This window comes from Stenoxybacter acetivorans DSM 19021 (genome assembly GCF_000745895.1).
GTDB lineage: Bacteria > Pseudomonadota > Gammaproteobacteria > Burkholderiales > Neisseriaceae > Stenoxybacter > Stenoxybacter acetivorans.
In genome coordinates, this window is record NZ_JQKE01000021.1 from 12446 (window position 1) to 32684 (window position 20239).

Genomic DNA, 20239 nt, shown 5'->3' on the forward strand with positions numbered 1-20239 from the left:
ACGTTGTAAAGCAAGCATCATTCCACAGGTATATTCAAAGAATCAGCCGTTTTGGGCGGACCGTTCAAAACCATATTATTCATGCTCATGGCGCAGATTAAGCGTTGATTTTCATCACGCACTTCCATTTCGGTATAGTGCATGGTGCGCCCTTTTCGTTTTAACACCGCCTTGCAAGTTACTTCACCGCTACGTATTGAGCGTAAATGATTGGCTTGAATATTCACGCCCACCGCTATTTTTCCCAAAGGCTTAACCACCCAGTTGGACAGCGATGAAGCCACACTTTCTCCCAAAACCGCACTCGCGCCGCCGTGTAAAATTCCGATTGGCTGATGCACAATGGCATTCACCGGCATTTTCGCCACCAAATAATCTTCTCCAATATCAATAAATTCAATAGACAATACCGCCATTAAAGTATTTTTGGCACGTATATTCAGTGCGTCCAATTCCGCTTGCTTGTCTTCCATTTTGTATTATCCTTGATTTAAAACAATCTATTTGCAGATATTATGCCGAAAATTGATGCCATTGGGTGAAACCCTAACAGAAACTGCCGACTTTGTCGGCAATTTCTGTTAAAACGATGCAGAATGGTTTTAAAAACAATAGGGTTGTTGTGATGTTTTTATAAATACGCTCGCATCACGCCAATCTATTTTCAAAAAACCAAGCCTGATTTCTTCAATATTTTGATAAATATGGCTTATAATTGCTGGGAACAAAGATACTTGATATTCTCAATAACGATTTTATTCATCACACCTTGTACTTTACAATAAAACACCCCTATTTTTCAGGCAACTTTTTAATCAGGCTGCCTGAAATACCCACGGCAATAGGACAACAGCATGGCAACAGCAACAAAAGAAAACGGTAAACGCTTCAGTTTTGAAGGTAAAAATATAGAAACAGAATCAATGGTGCGCGGTGAAATCGTTGCCAAAGATGAAGCCGATGCCCGTGCCAAACTCACACGGCGAAAAATCAAAGTAGTACAAATCACCAAAGTCAAAACCAAACGCCAAAAGAAAATCACCCAAGCCGACATTACGGTATTCACCCGCCAGCTCTCCACCATGATGAAAGCGGGTCTGCCGCTGATGCAGGCCTTTGATATCGTGGCAAAAGGACATTCCAATCCTGGCATGACCAAATTATTGATGACGATACGCAGTGATGTGGAACAAGGCACTTCTCTTGCCAATTCTTTTGCCAAACACCCCAAAGAATTTGACCGCTTTTATTGCAATTTAGTGGCAGCCGGCGAAGCCGGCGGTGTATTAGAAACCCTGCTCGACAAGCTGGCTGTGTATAAAGAAAAAACCCAAGCCATTAAGAAAAAAGTGAAAAGTGCCTTAACTTACCCCATTGCCGTAGTGGTGGTGGCAGTGATTTTGGTGATTGTGATGATGATGTTCGTGCTGCCCGAATTCGGTAAAGTGTATCAAGGTATGGGGGTGGCACTGCCTGCACTCACCCAGGTGATGATGAATATTTCCCAATTTTTTGTCTCCTATGGCTGGATGATTATTTTGGGCTTAGTCGGCAGCGTGATTGTCTTTGTCAAAATGTTAAAAAGCTCTCACAATCTGCAAACCCGTGTTGATGCGCTGCTCTTAAAAATGCCGATTTTCGGCAATATTGTGCGCACTGCCACACTGGCGCGCTGGGCGCGAACCACCGCTACTTTGTTTGCCGCCGGCGTGCCTTTGGTTGAAGTTTTGGATTCGGTTGCTGGTGCATCAGGCAACATTATTTACGAAGAAGCCACCAAAGGCATTCGTACTAAAGTTAATCAAGGCGTATCGCTTACATCCAGCATGATTGCAACCGATTTATTCCCCAATATGATGATTCAAATGACCTCTATTGGTGAAGAATCGGGTGCAGTTGATGACATGCTCAACAAGGTGGCAGAATTTTACGAAGAAGACGTGGATACTGCCGTCGGGCAGCTGTCTTCATTGATGGAGCCGATTATTATGGTGGTGCTGGGCAGTATTATCGGTGTTATTTTGGTGGCAATGTATCTGCCAATCTTCAATATGGGTAATGCTGTCGGCGGATAATGTTGTCTGATTTTTTGCAGGTATTATCGTGGTTTGATTTCGGCAGGTTTCAACAACAACACTGTATCAAGTAAATACGACAATGGTGAAGAGACAGCGCGGTAACCAAAAACCGCAGCCATAATTTAAAAAACACTAAACCAAAAATTTTTAAACAGGGATATGTACATCAATGTTGTTTATTTATGTTGTTTTCGCTGCACTGTTCGGCTTGATGGCCGGCAGTTTTTTAAATGTGGTGATTTACCGTCTGCCGATTATGCTGGAACGCAGTTGGCAGCGTGAAGCACGACAGGTATTGGATATTGAAAACACCGAAGCTGAAACGCCGTTTAATTTATCAATTCCGCGCTCTGCCTGTCCAAAATGCCGTGCGCCGGTTAAAGCGTGGCAAAATATTCCCGTAATCAGTTTTCTGTTGCTACGAGGACGCTGCGCTAACTGCCATACCCCCATTTCTTGGCGTTACCCCTTAGTAGAACTCATCACCGCCGCAGCCTTTGCCACTGTGGTTTGGCGTTTCGGCTGGACACCGACCGCATGGTTCGGCTTGGCATTAACCGCCGCACTGATTGCCTTATTTTTTATTGATGCAGACACTCAGCTCCTGCCAGACAGCATCACCTTGCCTTTATTGTGGCTGGGATTATTATTTAACTTGTTTTTCTCATTTGTTTCATTGCAGCAAGCCGTACTCGGCGCGGCGGCAGGTTACTTGAGTTTATGGCTATTGTTTCAAGCATTCAAACTCATCACCGGCAAAGAAGGCATGGGCTTTGGCGACTTCAAACTTTTAGCCGCGCTGGGCGCGTGGCTGGGCGTCTCTGCTTTACCGCTCATTATATTGATGGCGGCATTGGTGGGCATTGCCGCTTCAATTGCATTAAAAATAGGCCGCGGACAACCCATGGCATTTGGTCCCGCGCTCGCCTTTGCCGGTTGGATTATCTTCCTGTTCCATCAAGAAGCAGGGCAAGCCATTCATTGGTGGTTGGCTTCATCGGGATTCGCAACATGACCCTGTGGGTTGGTTTATCCGGCGGCATTGGCAGCGGCAAATCCACCGTTGCCGACTGTTTCCGTCAATTCGGCGTGTTGGTTTTAAATGCCGATGACATCGCCAAAACATTAACCCAAATAGACGGAGCGGCTCTGCCCGCCATTCGTACCACTTTCGGTGATGCCGTGTTTCACCCCAACGGAGAACTCAACCGCCAAGCCCTGCGCGAACTGATTTTCAGGCAGCCTGAACAAAAACAGCAATTGGAAAACATCTTACACCCTTTAATCTACCACACTTTGGACAACGCACGGCAACAAATATTGCCGTTTGGCTACGGCATCATGGAAATTCCCTTGCTGATCGAAAAACCACTGTTTCAGCAATTGGTTAATCGCATTTTAATTATTGATGCGTTTGAGCAAACACAAATTAATCGAGTAAAACAACGCAATGCACTCTCAGACAGCGACATTCATGCTATCATGACACAGCAAGCCTCACGGCAGGCGCGTTTAGCCATTGCCGATGATGTTATTGCCAACAACGGCGATTTGGCGCATTTACAGCAAGCTGTAACAAAACAACATCAAATTTATCTGGCTTTAACCGGGTTCACTTCATGAACAGCTTTATTCATTTTGAGTATCCTTTACATGAACGCATACGCAGCTTTCTGCGTATTGAGTTTCTGTTTCACCGCTTTGATGAAACCTACCCTGCCAACAACGTTCACACACAGCACTTGGCTTTGTGTACACTGTTTGAAATCATGGAAGCCGCTGCCCGATCCGATTTAAAACTGGATATTCTGCAAGAATTAGACCGCCAAACGAGCTTACTGCCTCAATACTGCCGATTGTCTGAAGAAGAGAAACAAGATCGTGCTGAAAAATTGTATCAAGCCAAGCTGGGTTTACAAAACATTCAACAAAAACTCGGGCAGCACCTGCGTGAAAATGAATGGTTAATGGCGATTAAACAACACATTCATATCCCCGGCAGCACCAGTCCTGTTGATATGCCGTCTTACTACTTCTGGCAAAATTTGCCTGTAGATGTTCGTAAACAGCAATTGCAAACATGGCTGCAAAATTTCTTACCCACACGCAACGCCATTCACTTACTGCTCAGCATTCTGCGTCAAAACGCATACTCAACGGAATGTATCGCCCTAAAAGGTGATTATCGTTGCAACCTTGCTGTGAAAAATGCAAAACTTTTAGCCATTGACGTTGCTTCCTCATATGCCGTCTGCCCCGATATTTCCTCCAATAAATACCTAACCTACATACGTTTTTTAGCCGCCTCTCAACAACACACCCACGGCAAGCTCATTAATATTGATATTCCGTTTACCCTCACTTTGTACAGTTTTGATCCGGTTAATCCCTAAATGAATTCCCCAACACCCACCGTTATTTGCCCTGTTTGCGGCAAATCCGTTCAATGGCTGCCTGAAAACCGCTTCCGTCCGTTTTGCAGCGAACGCTGTAAACTCATTGATTTGGGTGCATGGATAAATGAAAACTATCCGCTTAAAGCCGAAGAATTACCCGCGCAAGACTCAAGCGTACACGACTAAATCAATTTATCATTGCACACGAAAAATTCATGCTGCCTGAAATACATCACAAAAATTGCCTGAGCTATTGTGATGGCTAAACGGCTGTTTTTTACACATGGATACGGCTTTTTATTTCGGTTTCTACCATACAAGGCTTGATTGTTTTGGATTGCTGCGTGATAAAAAAAGGGGCTATAGCAGCATAACAAGTCAATCTGTTTTGATGCTCCGCAGCTTAGCCAAAAATTTATTCTCGGCTTCACGCTTTCGCAATGACGGCTGCTGATGTACCAACTGTTTTCAGATAACCTCAATCCCAAACAATCTTATCGGCAAATCATAAAACAACGCAGCAATCGTGTGCCTCAATATTCAATAACACAAAACAATAAATAACCACGCCGCACACAAAAAATACAGTGGCGGCGTGTATAACAATCTAATATCTCGGCATTATTTATTCAATGCTTCTTTAATTTTGCCAATATCGGTTTGCAATTGCTGCACGCCGCCGGATGCCAAATAAGATGCACTGCTCAAATAGACCACATGCCCATTTTTCCAAGCCTTGGTTTGGCGCACCAAGGGATTATCCAACAACACCTGTGCTGATTTTCCTTCCTGACCAATCGCTGCACCACGGTCCATCACAAACAACCAATCCGGATTGGTTTTTTGTAAATATTCAAACGATACCGATTGACCATGCCCTTTAGAATTGATGTTCGCATCTGCCATGGGAAAACCCAAATTGGTATGAATCCAACCAAAACGGGAATCAGGACCAAATGCCGCCATTTTGTCGCCGTTCACCAAAATCATCAGCCCATTGCCTTTGTTTTTTGCCAAAGCCACTGTTTCATTAATCAATTGCTGCAAATTTGCATGAAGTTTTTCCGCTTCCGCTTGTTTACCAAATAATTTTCCATAATTATCAATCAAATGAAATGCGTTATCAACAATACCATTGCTGTTGGCGGTTACATCAATCGTTGGTGCAATTTTGATCAATTCATCGAATTTTGGTGCAGTGCGGTGTGAAATAATAATTAAATCGGGATGTAAAGCGTGCAATGCCTCATAATCAGGTTCAAACAAAGTACCAACATTTGCTGTATCACGAATGGCTGCCTGCAAATAAGGAATATGCACCTTTTTTGGTGTGCCTCCTGCTTTCACACCCAGCGCGGTTAAAGTATCCAGCGATGACAAATCAAATACCGCAATATTTTTGGGTACAGCTGAAAAATTCACTTCTCCGCGAGCGGTGGGCATGTTTACTTGCACACCACCCTCACTCTGCTTAACTGCATTTTGTGAATGACCGTCGGCGGGCGAACAAGCCGCCAAAATTGCCGCACAACCCAAGCCTGTCAAAAACTGTTTAAACATACAATCCTCTCTTACAAAATAAGTAATCAAACCACATGAGGCATCAATTCAATAATGCCGCCAGTATATAATATAAATGATAATCAATATCAATTGAAGTAAGAATATCATATTTGACATGCCTTTCAAATAAAATTATTTCTTTATTTGTGCCAAAACGCAGAAAAGGAGATTTTTATACTTAACACGCCATAGGGTTATTTGTATAATTGGCAACGGTTTAGAATAATGACACTGTTTGAATTAAAGGCATTTTTCTTGATTGTTCGCCCATATCAAACACGTACAGAATAATCGGTGTATTCTCTTTCTTACCGATTATTTTGAGCAGAATAATTGATGCAGCTTCCGATACAACACTTTAAAAGCAAGCCCTTTGCGGGCTTATTTTTTTGTTGGTATCTTTTAAAAAAAGGAAAAAATATGCTGATTCAGCGTGCTTTAGCAATATTGACGGGTATCTGGCTGGGAGCGCAGCTGATTGTCGGCTACGTGGTTGCACCAATTTTGTTTCAGCATCTGCCGAAAATGACAGCCGGTAATCTGGCGGGGGAATTATTTACCTTATTGTCTTACTTTGGACTGGCAGTATGGTTTGGCTTTGTAGCATTTCTCAGCCACCGCATTCAGGCAACTGCTGTACGCGTGTTATTGGCTGTGTTGTGCTTGTTGATTGCCGCAAACCAATGGCTGATTACGCCGGTAATTGAAGCCTTAAAAACCCAAGGTCAAAATTGGCTGCTGTCTTGGCTCGGCGGCAATTTTGGTATGTGGCACGGTATTTCCGCCGTTGTTTATTTGCTGGTAAGCCTAATCGGCGGTTATCTTGTGTGCCGTTTTTTGCGTTTGAAAATGCACTAAAGGTTTGCGCTGCCAATAGGGTTGATGCGCAATCGAACTTTGCCATTCAGCCCCATTTTTATCCAGCTTTAGCCGAAGCCCGCCCATGGTATCGGTGCGCAATAACTCAATGTGCCGAGCAGATAAAATGGCTTGTATTTCCTTGTGGGGGTGTTTGTAGCGGTTGTCCCAGCCTGCCGATGCCACTGTCCACTGCGGCGACACCGCATTCACAAAAGCAGCAGAATTAGAAGTGCGGCTGCCGTGATGACCCAATACCAGCACTTGGCTGTATAAATCATCACCATATTTTTCAAGCAAAACTGCTTCACCTCCTTTACCCAAATCACCTGTTATCAATACCGCCTGATCTGCTGCCACCACGCGCAAGACACAACTCAAATCATTGTCTTGATAATGCGACAAAGGCGGCGGTGTCAGCCACTCCAGCCATACCCCGTCCCACTGCCAGTACATGCCGCCGGCACAATATTGTGTTGCAAACGGATACGCATTCGGTTGTCCGCCATAAATCTGATTGGGTTTCATTGCAACTTGCAGCAATGCTGCGCCGCCATCGTGATCAATATCATTGTGCGACAGGGTCAGCGCATCTAATCGGCGAACACCCTGTGCACGAAGTTCAGGCAGCACCTGCATTTGCGCAGCATAGTGTGTACCGGTATCAAACAGCAGATTGTGGCGGTGTGTTTGCAGCAATACCGATAAACCCTGCCCCACATCTAAAAAAGTAAGCCATGCTTCACCTGCTTTCGGTTTGGGCGGTTGATAGCAAAACGGCAATAAAAACAACAGCAATGCCAAGGGCTTTAAACCCAAGCCGCGCGGTGTCCACAACAACAGTACACCAATAATTGCCGCCAAATACACAGGTAAAGGCGCATGTGCCACGGCATACTCCGGTGCGTATTCAGCCAGCCGTAGCAATACACGCATGGTATATTCCGCCGTTGCGGCGGCAAATTGTGAAAACCAAGAAAACGGCAATAATAATGCCAGCAGCGCAAACGGCACCAATACCCAAGAAAACCAAGGAATTGCCGCCATATTCACCAAGGGTGATAACAACGGTACTGTGCCAAAAAAATACGCAGTGAGCAGTAAACCGGCTGCCAGCACCACGGCTTGAGCCCGCACAAGTGTGCGCCAAGCCGATTGACGCACACCATTACCCGCCCACAACAGCATCGCCACCAACAAAAACGACAACCAAAACCCTGCTGACAAAGCCGCAAATGGGCTAATCAACAACACTGCCGCCATTGCCAACCACCATGCCGTCCACGCACCGTAAGACCAATGACGCCACCACGCCCATGCCGCAAAAGCCAACATCAGCAATGCGCGTTGTGTTGGCACGGCAAAACCCGACAAAGCAGCATAAGCAAAAGCCGCACCCGCACCGCCAAGCAAAACCCAAAGGCGCGGTTTTCTGACGGCAATCGGCACAACACGCAAAATTTTTGACAATAGCCAACCTGCCAAAAGAGCGACCATACCGATGTGCAAACCGGAAATACTGACCAAATGATTTAATCCCAAAGGACGAAACGTCTGCCATGCCGTTTCAGGCAGCCCCGATTGGTCGCCCACACTTAAGGCCTGCATTAAACCCGCCCCCAAAGGATATGTTTCAGCCAGCCCTTGCCACTGTTTGCGTAAGGCTTCACGCGGCTTTTGCCACAATCCGCTTAAAGAGAAAGCAGCATAACCGTCAATACTTTGCCGATTGCGCCCAATGGCGGCTGAACCGTCCAAACCGTGGCTCAATGCCCACGCTTCACGATTCCAACCCACTCCATTCACTTCTCCCAGCAGCGGGCGAATACGCAAACTGCTTTGCCAGTGTTCACCAACCTGCCATTCACGCAAATGATAATCAGACAATTGCAAACGGTATTCACGTCCGCTTTCAGGCAGCCTGACTTCTGCGGTAAAACGCACACGTTGCGGCAAAATTTGCGGCGGTGAAATTACCGTAAATACAGCTTGATGCACACGGGCAGGCTCAACCTGCCAAACATGCCGCATGGTTAATTCTCCGCGCCACCAACCATAATTGATGCCCAGCAGACACGCCAGCATCAATAACAAATGAGAAGACCGCCAACGAATATAAACAAGAAGCAATACGAAAAATACAGCCAAGCCCCAAATCCACATCGGCGCGGGCGAAGCCAAAGACAACAACACACCAATGACCCAAAACGGCAAAGCGGGCAAGACAAAGCGCGATTGATTATGCGAGAGCAGCTGATATGACATAAAAAAGAGAATAGCGTATGAATGGATTGGCTACCAGTGGTTTTGTCTCAATGATGAATACAGATGGTTGTTATATGGTATCCGAACAACAATCCAATCTCAAATAACTTCCTCATAAAAATAAGGAGCTTCTCTAACTTTTCGGATTGTTTTAAACAAATTTATCCTACAAAGACAAAATATAACAGAAATAAATATTTCAAAACAAAACAAAACAAAACAAAACAAAACAAAACAAAACAAAACAAAACAACCTAGAGTAACTATTTCGTTATTTTTTCATTTAAAATAAATATCATTATTTTACCTTTTATTCCATTAAAAAATATTTTCTGCATCACTTTTGATGACATGCCCTGTCCAAGCCCGATGTTAGACTAATGCCATAACAATCCAGTTATCCATTTATTCCTTGAGGGGGATCAAAAATGTTTGCAGTCTTCTTAATGGCATGTGTCGCCGTATTTTTTGCTTACCTGTATGGTAAAGCAAGCGGCGGCAAACAATAACGGCTTTGTCAAATTTTCAGGAATCCCCGTAATGTCCGAAAAACAAAATGAAAAATTGGCAAACCGTTTGTCAGCAATACTTATCCGCCTGAACGACGGCGAGCGTTTAAACATAGACGAATTGGCAAGAGATTATTCGTGCAGCACGCGCACCCTGAAGCGTGATTTTCATGATCGGTTGATTATGATGGATTTTCAGGAATACGGACCGAAATATTATCGGCTGGATAACCGCAAACTCGGCTATTTGAGTGATAAACACATTCAGCGTTTTGCCCGCTTTGCTGCCGTGCAAGATTTATTTCCGAAAATCGACCGTGATTTTTTTCAGGAAAAACTGCGCGAAAGCGTATTGGTAAAAGGTTTTCAATATGAAGACATAAAAGGCAAACAAAACGACTTTGATTTATTGAGCCAAGCCATAGCCGAATGCCGCTTGGTTGAATTTCACTATCAAAAAGTAATCGACAAGCCCGAAAGCGGCAAAGATTACCGCATCGCCCCGCATCGGCTGCTCAACAAAAACGGTGTGTGGTATTTAATCGGCACAGAGCAAAGCAAAGTAAAAACCTTTTGTTTCACCCAAATCAGCCGTTTACAGCTGCAAGAAGAACATTTTGAGCGCGATGAAACTTTGCTGGCAGAGATTAACACCACCGACAGCATTTTCTACGGCAATCAAATCAGTGAAATTTTGATTCAGGTGAATGCCGTTGTTGCAGGCTATTTCAAACGCCGCAATTTACTGCCCAATCAAGAAATCATTCACAAAGCAGACGACGGCAAATTATTGCTGGCATGTAAAAACGTAAACTCTGCTGAAGTTGTGCCGATTGTTCAGTATTGGCTGCCGCATCTGCGCATCATCAGCCCTGAATCAATCCAGCAGCAAATGGAAAACGGGCTGCATGAGTATTTAGGCAAATTGCTTTAAACACAGCAAACCATAAATTGATTTTTCACCCACCACCGGAGCTTATCATGTTTGTACAAAATCTAAATCCTGCCCAACAAGCAGCCTTATTGCATTTAGCAAAAGAAATCATCAATGCCGATAATCAATTGGCAGATGAAGAAACGGCAATGCTGGCTGCCGCCTTAAAAGAGCAAACGGCTACCGATGTAACAGCGCAAGCGATTACGGCTGCCGAGCTGCCTGCCCTATTCAGCAGCGAACGCGCCAAATGCTCTTTATTGCTGGAATTATTGGGCTTCGCTCATGCCGACAGCAATTATCACCCCAGTGAACGCAATTTGATTAGCCAGTATGCCCAAGCATTAAATATCGGCTCAGAAAAATTAGCCCAAATGGATAATTGGGTGGTGCAGCAATTGGCTTTAATGCAGCAATCAGAAAATTTTTTTCATTAATGTTTCACGAGAATAAAAGGAAATAAACCATGCCATTACCATTTATATTAGCAGCCGCTGCGGTTGCCGCCGCAGGATATGGCGCAAAAAAAGCCTACGACGGCTATACCGATAAAGAAGCAGCAGAACGTATTGTATCTGGTGCAAAACGGAGGTATGAAGCCGCCAAAGATAATTATGACTTTACCAGAGAGAAAGTGGATACAGGATTGGAAGAATTGGGGCAGTTGCAATTAGATATTGGGCAATCCTTTACAGAATTTGAACGTCTGGCAAAAGATCTTTCGGAAAAATTAAATACCCATAATCCAAAGAATGCCAGAAAATTTGAATTGCCGTTATCTCAACAAAAGCTGGACAGAATGAAGGCTTTGGAAATTTCAACCACTTCTTTTTTAGCCACTGCCGGTGTGGCAGGTATTGCCGGTATCGGTGCGGCATATGCTACTTATGGCGGAGTGATGGCATTGGGGGCAGCCTCAACCGGCACTGCGATTTCCGCACTCTCCGGCGTAGCCGCCACAAACGCCACTCTGGCGGCTTTGGGCGGCGGCAGTTTGGCAGCCGGCGGTTTTGGCATGGCTGGCGGAACACTTATATTGGGTTCGGTTGTCGCCGCCCCCATTCTCGCCATTGCCGGCTGGGCTTATGCTAACCACGGTGAAGAAGCCCGCTCTAAAGCAAGAGAAATCGATCGTGAAGCCAATAAAGCCGTCAAAAGCTACCACGCGGCAAAAAGCAAGCTGGAGAGAATATCGAGTTATATTTCAGAAATTGATCATCACACCCGCAAGTTATTTGCAGAATTCAAGGTAGATTACTTTGATGAACTGAAAGAAATCAGCTTTTTTCTGGAAAATGTCGAAAATAAAGAAGACAGGAAAATACACCTAGACAGCCAAGGAAATGAAATCATAAAACGTCTTGAGAATGGCTATATTTTAGCTGCGATTCTCACCGATTTGGTATTAACCCCATTATTCAAAAGTGAAACCAATGATGACGGCGAACCGGAATTGGAAAAAGACAATCTGGGTTTACCGATATTAAATGATGAAGCCTTAGATGCTGCCATTGAAAAAAAAGACAATGAGTTAGATGATTTTGAAAAATAAAAAGCAATTGTATGATTAGACAATAATGCAACCCGGAAAACCCCATGCTGAGTATTCTAACTTCCGGGTTGCACGCTATCTATTTCGCCGTATTTAACCTTTATTACAGGAAACCGCATCATGAATACCCATATCCCGAATGAGCAAGAATTTAATCCTGTGGCAGAATTACACCAAGTTATGGTAAAAAGTTTGACTACCTCTTTTGGTTTGGATTTTTTACTGTTACAGGATAAAGAGGGCGGTGATGTGGATACGGTACACAATGTCCGCAAAGGCATCTATGCAACAGACGAAGAAAAGAAAGCATATGATGACAGAGGGGATTATGATTCCAAACTTTATCATCAAGATAAAAACTATATAGAAAAGGGCAGGCAAGATAAAAAAGAACAGATTAATGGAACATTATATGACTCCTATAGCGGTCAAACCATGAAAAGCAATGATAAGCGCGATTTGGATCATATGATTTCTGCCAAAGAAATTCACGATGACCCGGGCAGAGTATTGGCAGGATTGGACGGCGTGCAATTGGCGAATCAAGAGAGCAATTTAAACTCCACTTATGAATCCATTAATCGCTCAAAAAAAGCCATGCCTGCCGATCAATTTGTGAATGAATTTTGCCCAAAGAAAGTGGAAAACCTGAGCCGACAAATAGAAAAAGACACAGCCCAATTGGCAAACATGCCAAATACAACGCCGAAACAGCGGGATCAACGCAGGAAAATGGAAAGTAAAATCAATAAAAATAAACAAGATAAAGAAAACTTTGAAGCCGTGATCAATAATAAAGAAGAATTTTTGGCAGCAGATAAAAAAGCAAGGAAAAATTATAACCAATCTGTTAATACATATTATTCCAGCTTCAAATTTTTAAAAAACAGTGGATTGGCTGCTGCCAATACCGGTTTACGAATGGGGGCTAGGCAAGCAATGGGCTTAGTGTTGGCAGAGATTTGGTTTGAATTGAAAGAAACCTTAACCGATATTTATCAGCAATGCAAACAGGGTTTTGACTTAGGTGATTTTTTACAACGTATTAAAGCCAGTTTAAAAAATATTTGGCGGCGGGTAACAAACCGCTTTAAAGACATGCTGGCTGCATTTAAAGATGGGGCTGTCGGCGGTATTCTCAGCAGCATCAACACCACTTTAATCAATATTTTCGCAACCACAGCAAAACAATCAGTCCGCCTGATTCGTGAATTATGGAATAACTTGATTCCGGTAATCAAACTTTTGGTATTTAATCCAAAAGGATTAAGCGGTGCTTCATTGGTACAAGAAGTTTTTCATATTCTGGGAGCGGGCTTGGCGGTACTCACGGGCGTTTTCATCAATGAGGCATTGAATAAATTTATGGTTGCCATACCGTTTGGCACAGAAATTTCCGCTTTTTTAAGTGCATTGATTACCGGCGTGCTTACTTTAGGCGTGGTGTATTTTCTCTACCACAGCCCAACCATGAAAAAATTATGGGCTTGGTTGGAAAACACATTGAAAAGCCAATACCAAAAAATATTGGAAGAATATCAAGCGATCAACGCCGAATTAGATCGGCATTTGCTGGAATTGGCAAAAATTGAATTTAATTTAAACACCGACGAATTGAAACAATTTTCCGACAGCTTAATAGTTGCCAATGATGAATTAGCACGTTCATCGATTTTAATCGCAGAAGCCAACCGCCGTAATTTGAATTTACCGTTTGAACCGGATAATTCGGATAGTACCCGCAGCTGGCTGGTAAAATGCTGAATCCGCCATTTCCTTGCAATCAATGTGGGCAATGTTGTCGTCATGTTCACTTCAGCAACGAAACCATTTACCTGAACCGCGGCGACGGTGTATGCCGATATTTTGATGAGGCAAGTAATTTATGCACGATTTATGCGCAGCGTCCATTGATTTGCCGTGTGGAAGATTATTACCGCATTCATTATTTGAAACAATATTCATGGGAGCAGTTTATTGAATTAAATCTAACAGTCTGCAAAACATTACAAAAAGCGGCAGATTAGTTTTCGCAGCAACAGCGCACTCAAATGAAATTGGGGTAAACCATTTTATCTAAAGGATAATAACATGATACCTATTCCGCCGCGCACTTTCCGTTGCGCCGATTGCGGCTGGTCAAAAACAGTTGAACGAAGCAGTGATGTAGTGACAGAGGGATACAATATTTTCAGCAGCTGTCCAAAATGCCGCAGTAACAATATTATTTCACACAAACACCTCAGTTTCGCGGCAATCATTGTTGATTTTTTAACGCAGTTAAAAAAGTAATGGGCTCAGTGCCGATTTTTCATGGCTGACCAATACAGGGCAGGCTTGCCATTTATGCGGTCAATTGCACATTTTTTAATGATGATTTAATTTCGCCTCCGACAAAACAATATTATTTGCATCAGCAAAAAAATCAGCCAACGACGCAGCTGATTTTTACAGATCAATCAATGATTTTATGTATATGCAAAGCTACCGGATATTTTATTCCGTTCTGCCCATTTAAGCTGCCTGAAACAACCACGGTTGCTGTGCTTTGTGTTTATTTTCAAAGGCTTTGATGTCGTCAGCGTGTTGCAAGGTTAATCCAATTTCATCTAAACCATTGAGTAAACAATGTTTGCGGTGTTCAGTGATGTCAAAAGCAAAACTTTTTCCATCAGGCGTGATCACTGTTTGCTTTTCCAAATCAATACGCAAACGATAGCCTTCTTGCGCTTCGACAGCATGAAATAAATCATCAACCGCTTCTTCGGGCAAGACAATTGGCAATAAGCCATTTTTGTAGCAATTGTTGAAGAAAATATCGGCAAACGAGGGCGCAATAACGGCACGAAAACCGTAGTCGTCCAAAGCCCACGGCGCGTGTTCACGGCTGGAGCCGCAGCCGAAATTTTTACGTGTCAGCAAAATTTGTGCGCCTTGATAGCGCGGCAAATTTAAAGAAAAATCGGGATTAAGCGGGCGTTGGCTATTGTCGATACCCGGTTCACCGTGATCTAAATAACGCCATTCATCAAAGGCATTGGGACCAAAACCGCTGCGTTTGATTGATTTCAAAAATTGTTTGGGAATAATGGCATCGGTATCAACATTGGCGCGGTCTAAAGGGGCAACCAACCCAACAAGCGTGGTAAAAGATTTCATGCGGGCTTCCTGTATCTGCTTTGATTTAAATATCTGCTTTGATTTAAAAAATTATTTTTCAATGCGTTGAAGATAAAATTAAGATGGCTTGATAAAACAGCAATCAATGGCTTATGTTGTTTACAGGCAAAGCGATTGCATTCGGCAACCATTGATATTGCAATCAACAGCATCATAAAAGTAAGCTGTTTCAACCCTCAGCCGCAATACACAACGTACTTTTCAGGCAGCCTGAAAAGCAGCAATTGGCGAGTGTAGGCAACAATACGGTAATCCATTTTTAAAGTGATTAGACCGTAAGACAGACTGCCGTGCCATTTTATAGAACCCGAAACAACCGCATTTAAAATTCAGCTTTAAAGGCTGCCTGAAAATAACAACAGCCAAAATCGCTGTGATTAAAAAAACAACGCAACGTTCTATTGCATCTTCGCTTTAACTTCTTCAGCGGTATTACTCATTGCCTGACCACCGGCTTTTAAATCCTGACCGATACCGGAAACAGTATTGCATGCAGTCAATAAAGCAGCACTCGCAACAAAAACAAACAATAATTTTTTCATCATTCTCTCCTTACGGTTGATTAAGGCAATACATATCACATCGGCATCTGCCGCACATCAATAAATCGCCCTGCTATGGCGGCAGCGGCTGCCATAGCAGGGCTGACTAAGTGGGTACGCCCGCCGTTGCCTTGACGGCCTTCAAAGTTGCGGTTAGAAGTGGAAGCGCAGCGTTCTTGCGGATTCAAGCGATCGGCATTCATTGCCAAACACATGGAACAACCCGGTTCGCGCCACTCAAAACCCGCATCAATAAAAACCTTATCCAAGCCCTCAGCTTCGGCTTGGCGTTTCACCAAACCGGAACCGGGCACAACCAATACACGACTAACATTATCGGCTTTCCTACGCCCCCTAGCAACGGCGGCGGCGGCGCGTAAATCTTCAATGCGGCTGTTGGTACATGAACCGATAAACACCACGTCAACGGCAATGTCGGCTACCAATGTATTCGGAGACAACCCCATATATTTCAACGCTCTATCCATGCCTTCTCGTTTAACAAGATCGGTTTCATCAGCAGGATTAGGCACTTTGCCGTCAATCGCAATCACCATTTCCGGCGACGTACCCCAAGTAACTTGCGGCTGAATATCAGTAGCATTGAATTTGATTACTTTATCAAACACCGCGCCCTCATCAGACACCAGCGTTTTCCAGTAAGCAACCGCTTTATCCCAATCGTTGCCTTTGGGTGCGAATGGGCGGTTTTTTACATAATCAATGGTGATGTCGTCCACCGACACCAAGCCCGAGCGCGCACCGGCTTCGATTGCCATATTGCATAAGGTCATGCGCCCTTCTACAGACAGGCTGTGTATGGTATCTCCGCCGAATTCAATGGCATAACCCGTGCCGCCTGCCGTGCCGATTTGTCCAATGATATAAAGGGCAATGTCTTTGGCAGTAACCCCTGCATTCAGGCTGCCTGAAACCTCAATCAGCATGGTTTTGGATTTTTTGGCAGTAATACACTGTGTTGCCATCACATGCTCTACTTCAGAGGTACCAATGCCGTGCGCCAACGCACCAAACGCGCCGTGTGTTGACGTATGCGAGTCGCCGCAGACCACGGTCATGCCGGGCAAAGTTGCGCCTTGTTCCGGTCCCATCACATGCACAATGCCTTGACCAATGTCTTGAAACGGAAAATACGCCAGCGCACCGAATTCTTTAATGTTTTGATCTAAGGTATCCACTTGTAATTTAGAAATCGGATCTTGAATACCCGCTTCCCAATGATCTGTGGGGGTATTGTGGTCGGCAGTAGAGACGATGCTGTCTTTGCGCCACAACACACGATTTGCCAGTTTCAAACCTTCAAAGGCTTGCGGGCTGGTTACTTCATGCACCAAATGGCGGTCAATATAGAGCAACACCGTGCCGTCGGCTTCTTCGCGGACGATGTGGCTGTTCCAAAGTTTGTCGTAAAGGGTTTGTGCGTTCATGGATTATTCTTTATTAAAGGGGATTTGTGCTGAAAAACAGCAAATTCAAATAAAACCTTTTTCAGGCAGCCTGTCATTTAAGGCAAACTCAACGCAAAAAATAAGGTATTGCCACCGCGTTTAACCAATAACGGAATATTGTTACCGGCATCTTGAACCGCTTTTTTTATTTCATCTTCATTGCTGACCAATATTTGCCCCACACGCACAATCACATCGCCGCGGCGCAAACCCGCTTTGGCGGCAATACCCGTGCTTTGTACAATATACAAGCCGCCGTGAACAGCTTGCAAGCTCAAACCCAAGGGTTCGATAGTAAAACCGGGCTGCGTTTGCGCCAGTGCACCTGCTTGCTGCGGCACGTCATCGGCAACGCTTAAATTCATGCCGTCCAAAACCACTTTGATATTTTCACTTTTGCCGCTGCGCCATACGGAAAGAGTAACTTCTTTACCGGGCGGCAAAATACCCACCATCACCGGCAAATCACTGGAATTTTTCACTTCTTCACCGTTCACGCTTTGCACAATATCACCCACTTGCAAACCGGCTTTGGCGGCGGGGCTGCCCGGTAATACCTGTGAAATCAATGCACCGCTGGCACGTGCCAAACCAAATGATTTTGCCAAATCATAAGACACTTCCTGAATAATCACACCCAAGCGGCCGCGCTCCACTTTGCCGGTGGTTTTTAATTGATTTGCCACATTCATCGCCACATCAATCGGAATCGCAAAAGAAATGCCCATAAATCCGCCGCTGCGGCTGTAAATTTGCGAATTAATGCCCACCACCTGTCCTTTAAGGTTAAATAAAGGACCGCCGGAATTTCCGGGGTTAATCGCCACATCGGTTTGAATAAACGGCGTGTAGTTCTCATCGGGCAAACTGCGTCCTTTTGCCGACACAATACCGGCAGTAACGCTGTTATCAAAACCAAACGGCGCACCAATCGCCGCAACCCATTCACCCACTTTCAAGTCTTTGGGGTTGCCGATATGCACTGCCGGTAAATTATCAGCATCAATTTTAATCAATGCGACATCGGATTGCGTGTCCATGCCAATCAATTTGGCGGCAAATTCACGCTTGTCGTTGAGCAAAACTTTAATGCTGCTCATGCCGTTTAATACGTGTGCATTGGTGAGAATATAACCATCGTTGCTGATGATAAAACCCGAACCAAAGCTGTAGCCTTCGTCTGATTCCTGCGGCACAGGCGGCATATTCGGTAATAACCGCTTGAAAAATTCATAAAACGGATCGTTTTCCGGATACCGGTTTTGATCGCCGCTCTGAACATTGCCGGCGGCGGTGCTACGTGAGGCTTGAATATTCACCACAGCCGCACCTTCTTGCGCCACCAGCTGGGTAAAGTCAGGCAAAAGCATAGATACGGCATTACCATTTGCCTCACCGGGCGGTATGGTTTGCACAAAACCTGCGTCTGAAGCAGCCGGTGATTCTTTGTTATTCGGCTGATTTATTTTGTCGCAAGCACCCAAACCCAGCAGAGCAAAAATGGCAATTAAAGCTATTTTTTTATTATTTATCATATTGTTAATCCTCGGTAAATTGCGTACCATCATGTGTGTTTTGCTGCCCGATAAAAGCAATAACGGCAAGCATCAGCAACGCGTCATTGTATCGAAAAGATTTTTTTGATACAACGGCTTAATCTTTCAGGCAGCCTCTACGGTTTTAGCGGCATATTCACACAAATCATCTATCAAACACTGTTCACACAATGGCTTGCGGGCTTTACACACATAACGCCCGTGCAAAATCAGCCAATGATGCGCATTCAATAAATAGGGTTTGGGAATAACTTTTAATAATTTATCTTCCACTTCACGCACGGTTTTACCGGGAGCCAAACGCGTTCGGTTGGCCAAACGGAAAATATGGGTATCCACCGCCATGGTCGGTTCACCGAAAGCCGTATTCAAAACCACATTGGCGGTTTTCCGCCCCACACCGGGCAAGGCTTCCAAGTCTTCACGGCAGCGAGGCACTTCACCGTGGTGTTTTTCCACCAAAATACGGCATGTTTGTATGACATGACGCGCCTTGGTTTGGTATAAACCAATGGTTTTAATGTAATTTTTTAACTTATCCTCACCCAAATCCAGCATCGCCTGCGGACTATCGGCAACAGCAAACAAAGGCGCAGTGGCTTTGTTTACCGACACATCAGTTGCTTGTGCCGACAGCAATACGGCAATCAGCAGTTCAAACGGATTGCGGTACACCAGCTCAGTAGTCGGGTGTGGATCGGCTGCCTGAAAACGGGCGAAAATTTGTTCACGTTTTTGCTGATTCATGCCTCTTGTCCTGCAACTTTACGGTTGCCGATGCCGAAATTGCCACGGCGGCACGGCTTGGTTTGATTGCCACAAGCCCGCTCGTGCGGCTTGTGCCTGTGTTTGAATGCGTTGATAAACCGCATAGTCCCAATCATTTTGTTCGCGTTTGGCAATACTTTTGTAGTGCCAAGCCCAGCCGTTTTCAATCAGCCACGCATTAATGTCTTCTTTATTTAACACAATTTTAGCGATTTCCCGTTGATATTGATCTTTGCCAAAATACACCACATCAACACGTTTTCCTTGAACTTTGCCGCGCAAAGCATCACGTGCGGCAAAACCGCCTGCTTGCTGTAATTCGGGCGCATCAATATACGCCAAGCGAATTTTGTGCGTGTAGCCCTTGTCATCACGCACCCGCAAGGTATCGCCGTCGTGTACCGACAATACTTTGCCGCTGTAATCAATACGCAAAGCGGTTACAACGTTTTGCGCGGCGGTTTTAACGGTATCCCACTTTGTTTGCGCAGAAAGCAACGCACTGCACAGCATGACGGCAATACAAAAAAGGCAATGGTATTTTCTGAATCTGAATAAAGACAAAACGT

20 protein-coding genes are annotated in these 20239 nt (G+C 44.5%); 11 read left to right on the plus strand and 9 right to left on the minus strand.

Features of this window, described 5'->3' with window-relative positions:
- Positions 1 to 17: 17 nt before the first annotated feature.
- Positions 18 to 473 (minus strand): PaaI family thioesterase, encoded by a 456-nt coding sequence (locus Q384_RS03755; protein WP_051940408.1) that lies wholly within the window; start codon positions 471 to 473, stop codon positions 18 to 20.
- 381 nt (positions 474 to 854) lie between these two features.
- Between Q384_RS03755 and Q384_RS03760 the strand changes: the two genes are divergently transcribed.
- The 5 genes from Q384_RS03760 (at position 855) to Q384_RS03780 (ending at position 4660) form a co-directional block, all read left to right on the plus strand.
- Positions 855 to 2075, plus strand: a complete 1221-nt coding sequence (locus Q384_RS03760) for a type II secretion system F family protein (protein ID WP_037586056.1) — start codon at positions 855 to 857, stop codon at positions 2073 to 2075.
- Positions 2076 to 2247: 172 nt separating this feature from the next.
- Positions 2248 to 3093: a prepilin peptidase gene (locus tag Q384_RS03765; protein ID WP_037586057.1), complete on the plus strand. Its 846-nt coding sequence runs from the start codon at positions 2248 to 2250 to the stop codon at positions 3091 to 3093.
- Positions 3090 to 3701, plus strand: a complete 612-nt coding sequence (gene coaE, locus Q384_RS03770) for a dephospho-CoA kinase (protein WP_037586058.1) — start codon at positions 3090 to 3092, stop codon at positions 3699 to 3701. Before Q384_RS03765 ends, coaE begins: the two co-directional genes overlap by 4 nt.
- Positions 3698 to 4471: a cell division protein ZapD gene (gene zapD, locus Q384_RS03775; protein WP_037586059.1), complete on the plus strand. Its 774-nt coding sequence runs from the start codon at positions 3698 to 3700 to the stop codon at positions 4469 to 4471. The genes coaE and zapD overlap by 4 nt, the downstream gene beginning before the upstream one ends.
- Entirely contained in the window at positions 4472 to 4660 is a 189-nt protein-coding gene (locus Q384_RS03780; RefSeq protein ID WP_037586060.1) for a DNA gyrase inhibitor YacG, read from the plus strand.
- 435 nt (positions 4661 to 5095) lie between these two features.
- Here Q384_RS03780 and Q384_RS03785 read toward each other — a convergent pair whose 3' ends face one another.
- Positions 5096 to 6034, minus strand: coding sequence for a siderophore ABC transporter substrate-binding protein (locus Q384_RS03785; RefSeq protein ID WP_084224381.1), 939 nt, complete (start codon positions 6032 to 6034; stop codon positions 5096 to 5098).
- A 423-nt stretch (positions 6035 to 6457) separates the two neighbouring features.
- On the opposite strand from Q384_RS03785, the gene Q384_RS03790 reads away from it, so the two are divergent.
- Positions 6458 to 6895 carry a DUF4149 domain-containing protein gene (locus Q384_RS03790; protein WP_037586085.1) on the plus strand — a complete coding sequence of 146 codons (438 nt, stop codon included), beginning with the start codon at positions 6458 to 6460 and terminating at the stop codon, positions 6893 to 6895.
- Here Q384_RS03790 and Q384_RS03795 read toward each other — a convergent pair.
- The gene (locus Q384_RS03795) at positions 6845 to 9160 is read right to left on the minus strand and encodes a DNA internalization-related competence protein ComEC/Rec2 (protein ID WP_051940409.1); all 2316 of its coding nucleotides are present in this window, start codon (positions 9158 to 9160) and stop codon (positions 6845 to 6847) included. The genes Q384_RS03790 and Q384_RS03795 overlap by 51 nt on opposite strands.
- A 540-nt stretch (positions 9161 to 9700) precedes the next feature.
- Between Q384_RS03795 and Q384_RS03800 the strand changes: the two genes are divergently transcribed.
- From Q384_RS03800 to Q384_RS03820, 5 genes are all read left to right on the plus strand, one after another.
- Complete coding sequence (locus Q384_RS03800) at positions 9701 to 10603, plus strand: helix-turn-helix transcriptional regulator (RefSeq protein WP_037586088.1); 903 nt, start codon at positions 9701 to 9703, stop codon at positions 10601 to 10603.
- A 47-nt stretch (positions 10604 to 10650) separates the two neighbouring features.
- On the plus strand, positions 10651 to 11040 hold the full coding sequence (locus Q384_RS03805; protein ID WP_037586061.1) for a tellurite resistance TerB family protein: 390 nt from the start codon (positions 10651 to 10653) through the stop codon (positions 11038 to 11040).
- A gap of 29 nt (positions 11041 to 11069) precedes the next feature.
- Entirely contained in the window at positions 11070 to 12155 is a 1086-nt protein-coding gene (locus Q384_RS03810; protein ID WP_037586062.1) for a hypothetical protein, read from the plus strand.
- 120 nt (positions 12156 to 12275) lie between these two features.
- Positions 12276 to 13919, plus strand: coding sequence for a hypothetical protein (locus Q384_RS03815; protein WP_037586063.1), 1644 nt, complete (start codon positions 12276 to 12278; stop codon positions 13917 to 13919).
- Positions 13913 to 14182 carry a YkgJ family cysteine cluster protein gene (locus tag Q384_RS03820; RefSeq protein ID WP_037586064.1) on the plus strand — a complete coding sequence of 90 codons (270 nt, stop codon included), beginning with the start codon at positions 13913 to 13915 and terminating at the stop codon, positions 14180 to 14182. The genes Q384_RS03815 and Q384_RS03820 overlap by 7 nt, the downstream gene beginning before the upstream one ends.
- 487 nt (positions 14183 to 14669) lie before the next feature.
- On the opposite strand, the gene leuD is transcribed toward Q384_RS03820, so the two are convergent.
- From leuD to Q384_RS03855, 6 genes are all read right to left on the minus strand, one after another.
- Positions 14670 to 15314, minus strand: coding sequence for a 3-isopropylmalate dehydratase small subunit (gene leuD, locus Q384_RS03830; RefSeq protein WP_037586066.1), 645 nt, complete (start codon positions 15312 to 15314; stop codon positions 14670 to 14672).
- A gap of 419 nt (positions 15315 to 15733) precedes the next feature.
- On the minus strand, positions 15734 to 15877 hold the full coding sequence (locus Q384_RS12590; protein WP_051940411.1) for an entericidin A/B family lipoprotein: 144 nt from the start codon (positions 15875 to 15877) through the stop codon (positions 15734 to 15736).
- Between the two features lie 35 nt (positions 15878 to 15912).
- Positions 15913 to 17325: a 3-isopropylmalate dehydratase large subunit gene (gene leuC / locus Q384_RS03840; protein WP_037586068.1), complete on the minus strand. Its 1413-nt coding sequence runs from the start codon at positions 17323 to 17325 to the stop codon at positions 15913 to 15915.
- Between the two features lie 77 nt (positions 17326 to 17402).
- Positions 17403 to 18881, minus strand: coding sequence for a DegQ family serine endoprotease (locus Q384_RS03845; protein WP_084224382.1), 1479 nt, complete (start codon positions 18879 to 18881; stop codon positions 17403 to 17405).
- 126 nt (positions 18882 to 19007) lie between these two features.
- Complete coding sequence (nth, locus tag Q384_RS03850; RefSeq protein ID WP_037586069.1) at positions 19008 to 19649, minus strand: endonuclease III; 642 nt, start codon at positions 19647 to 19649, stop codon at positions 19008 to 19010.
- An 18-nt stretch (positions 19650 to 19667) separates the two neighbouring features.
- Positions 19668 to 20183, minus strand: a complete 516-nt coding sequence (locus tag Q384_RS03855) for a thermonuclease family protein (RefSeq protein ID WP_051940413.1) — start codon at positions 20181 to 20183, stop codon at positions 19668 to 19670.
- Between the last annotated feature and the right edge of the window lie 56 nt (positions 20184 to 20239).

What these genes read in the sequence shown, in the direction of transcription:
- Q384_RS03755 (WP_051940408.1), bottom strand. Translation starts at nt 473, where the DNA reads ATGGAAGACAAGCAAGCGGAATTGGACGCACTGAATATACGTGCCAAA.
- Q384_RS03760 (WP_037586056.1), top strand. Translation starts at nt 855, where the DNA reads ATGGCAACAGCAACAAAAGAAAACGGTAAACGCTTCAGTTTTGAAGGT.
- Q384_RS03765 (WP_037586057.1), top strand. Translation starts at nt 2,248, where the DNA reads ATGTTGTTTATTTATGTTGTTTTCGCTGCACTGTTCGGCTTGATGGCC.
- coaE (WP_037586058.1), top strand. Translation starts at nt 3,090, where the DNA reads ATGACCCTGTGGGTTGGTTTATCCGGCGGCATTGGCAGCGGCAAATCC.
- zapD (WP_037586059.1), top strand. Translation starts at nt 3,698, where the DNA reads ATGAACAGCTTTATTCATTTTGAGTATCCTTTACATGAACGCATACGC.
- Q384_RS03780 (WP_037586060.1), top strand. Translation starts at nt 4,472, where the DNA reads ATGAATTCCCCAACACCCACCGTTATTTGCCCTGTTTGCGGCAAATCC.
- Q384_RS03785 (WP_084224381.1), bottom strand. Translation starts at nt 6,034, where the DNA reads ATGTTTAAACAGTTTTTGACAGGCTTGGGTTGTGCGGCAATTTTGGCG.
- Q384_RS03790 (WP_037586085.1), top strand. Translation starts at nt 6,458, where the DNA reads ATGCTGATTCAGCGTGCTTTAGCAATATTGACGGGTATCTGGCTGGGA.
- Q384_RS03795 (WP_051940409.1), bottom strand. Translation starts at nt 9,160, where the DNA reads ATGTCATATCAGCTGCTCTCGCATAATCAATCGCGCTTTGTCTTGCCC.
- Q384_RS03800 (WP_037586088.1), top strand. Translation starts at nt 9,701, where the DNA reads ATGTCCGAAAAACAAAATGAAAAATTGGCAAACCGTTTGTCAGCAATA.
- Q384_RS03805 (WP_037586061.1), top strand. Translation starts at nt 10,651, where the DNA reads ATGTTTGTACAAAATCTAAATCCTGCCCAACAAGCAGCCTTATTGCAT.
- Q384_RS03810 (WP_037586062.1), top strand. Translation starts at nt 11,070, where the DNA reads ATGCCATTACCATTTATATTAGCAGCCGCTGCGGTTGCCGCCGCAGGA.
- Q384_RS03815 (WP_037586063.1), top strand. Translation starts at nt 12,276, where the DNA reads ATGAATACCCATATCCCGAATGAGCAAGAATTTAATCCTGTGGCAGAA.
- Q384_RS03820 (WP_037586064.1), top strand. Translation starts at nt 13,913, where the DNA reads ATGCTGAATCCGCCATTTCCTTGCAATCAATGTGGGCAATGTTGTCGT.
- leuD (WP_037586066.1), bottom strand. Translation starts at nt 15,314, where the DNA reads ATGAAATCTTTTACCACGCTTGTTGGGTTGGTTGCCCCTTTAGACCGC.
- Q384_RS12590 (WP_051940411.1), bottom strand. Translation starts at nt 15,877, where the DNA reads ATGAAAAAATTATTGTTTGTTTTTGTTGCGAGTGCTGCTTTATTGACT.
- leuC (WP_037586068.1), bottom strand. Translation starts at nt 17,325, where the DNA reads ATGAACGCACAAACCCTTTACGACAAACTTTGGAACAGCCACATCGTC.
- Q384_RS03845 (WP_084224382.1), bottom strand. Translation starts at nt 18,881, where the DNA reads ATGATAAATAATAAAAAAATAGCTTTAATTGCCATTTTTGCTCTGCTG.
- nth (WP_037586069.1), bottom strand. Translation starts at nt 19,649, where the DNA reads ATGAATCAGCAAAAACGTGAACAAATTTTCGCCCGTTTTCAGGCAGCC.
- Q384_RS03855 (WP_051940413.1), bottom strand. Translation starts at nt 20,183, where the DNA reads ATGCTGTGCAGTGCGTTGCTTTCTGCGCAAACAAAGTGGGATACCGTT.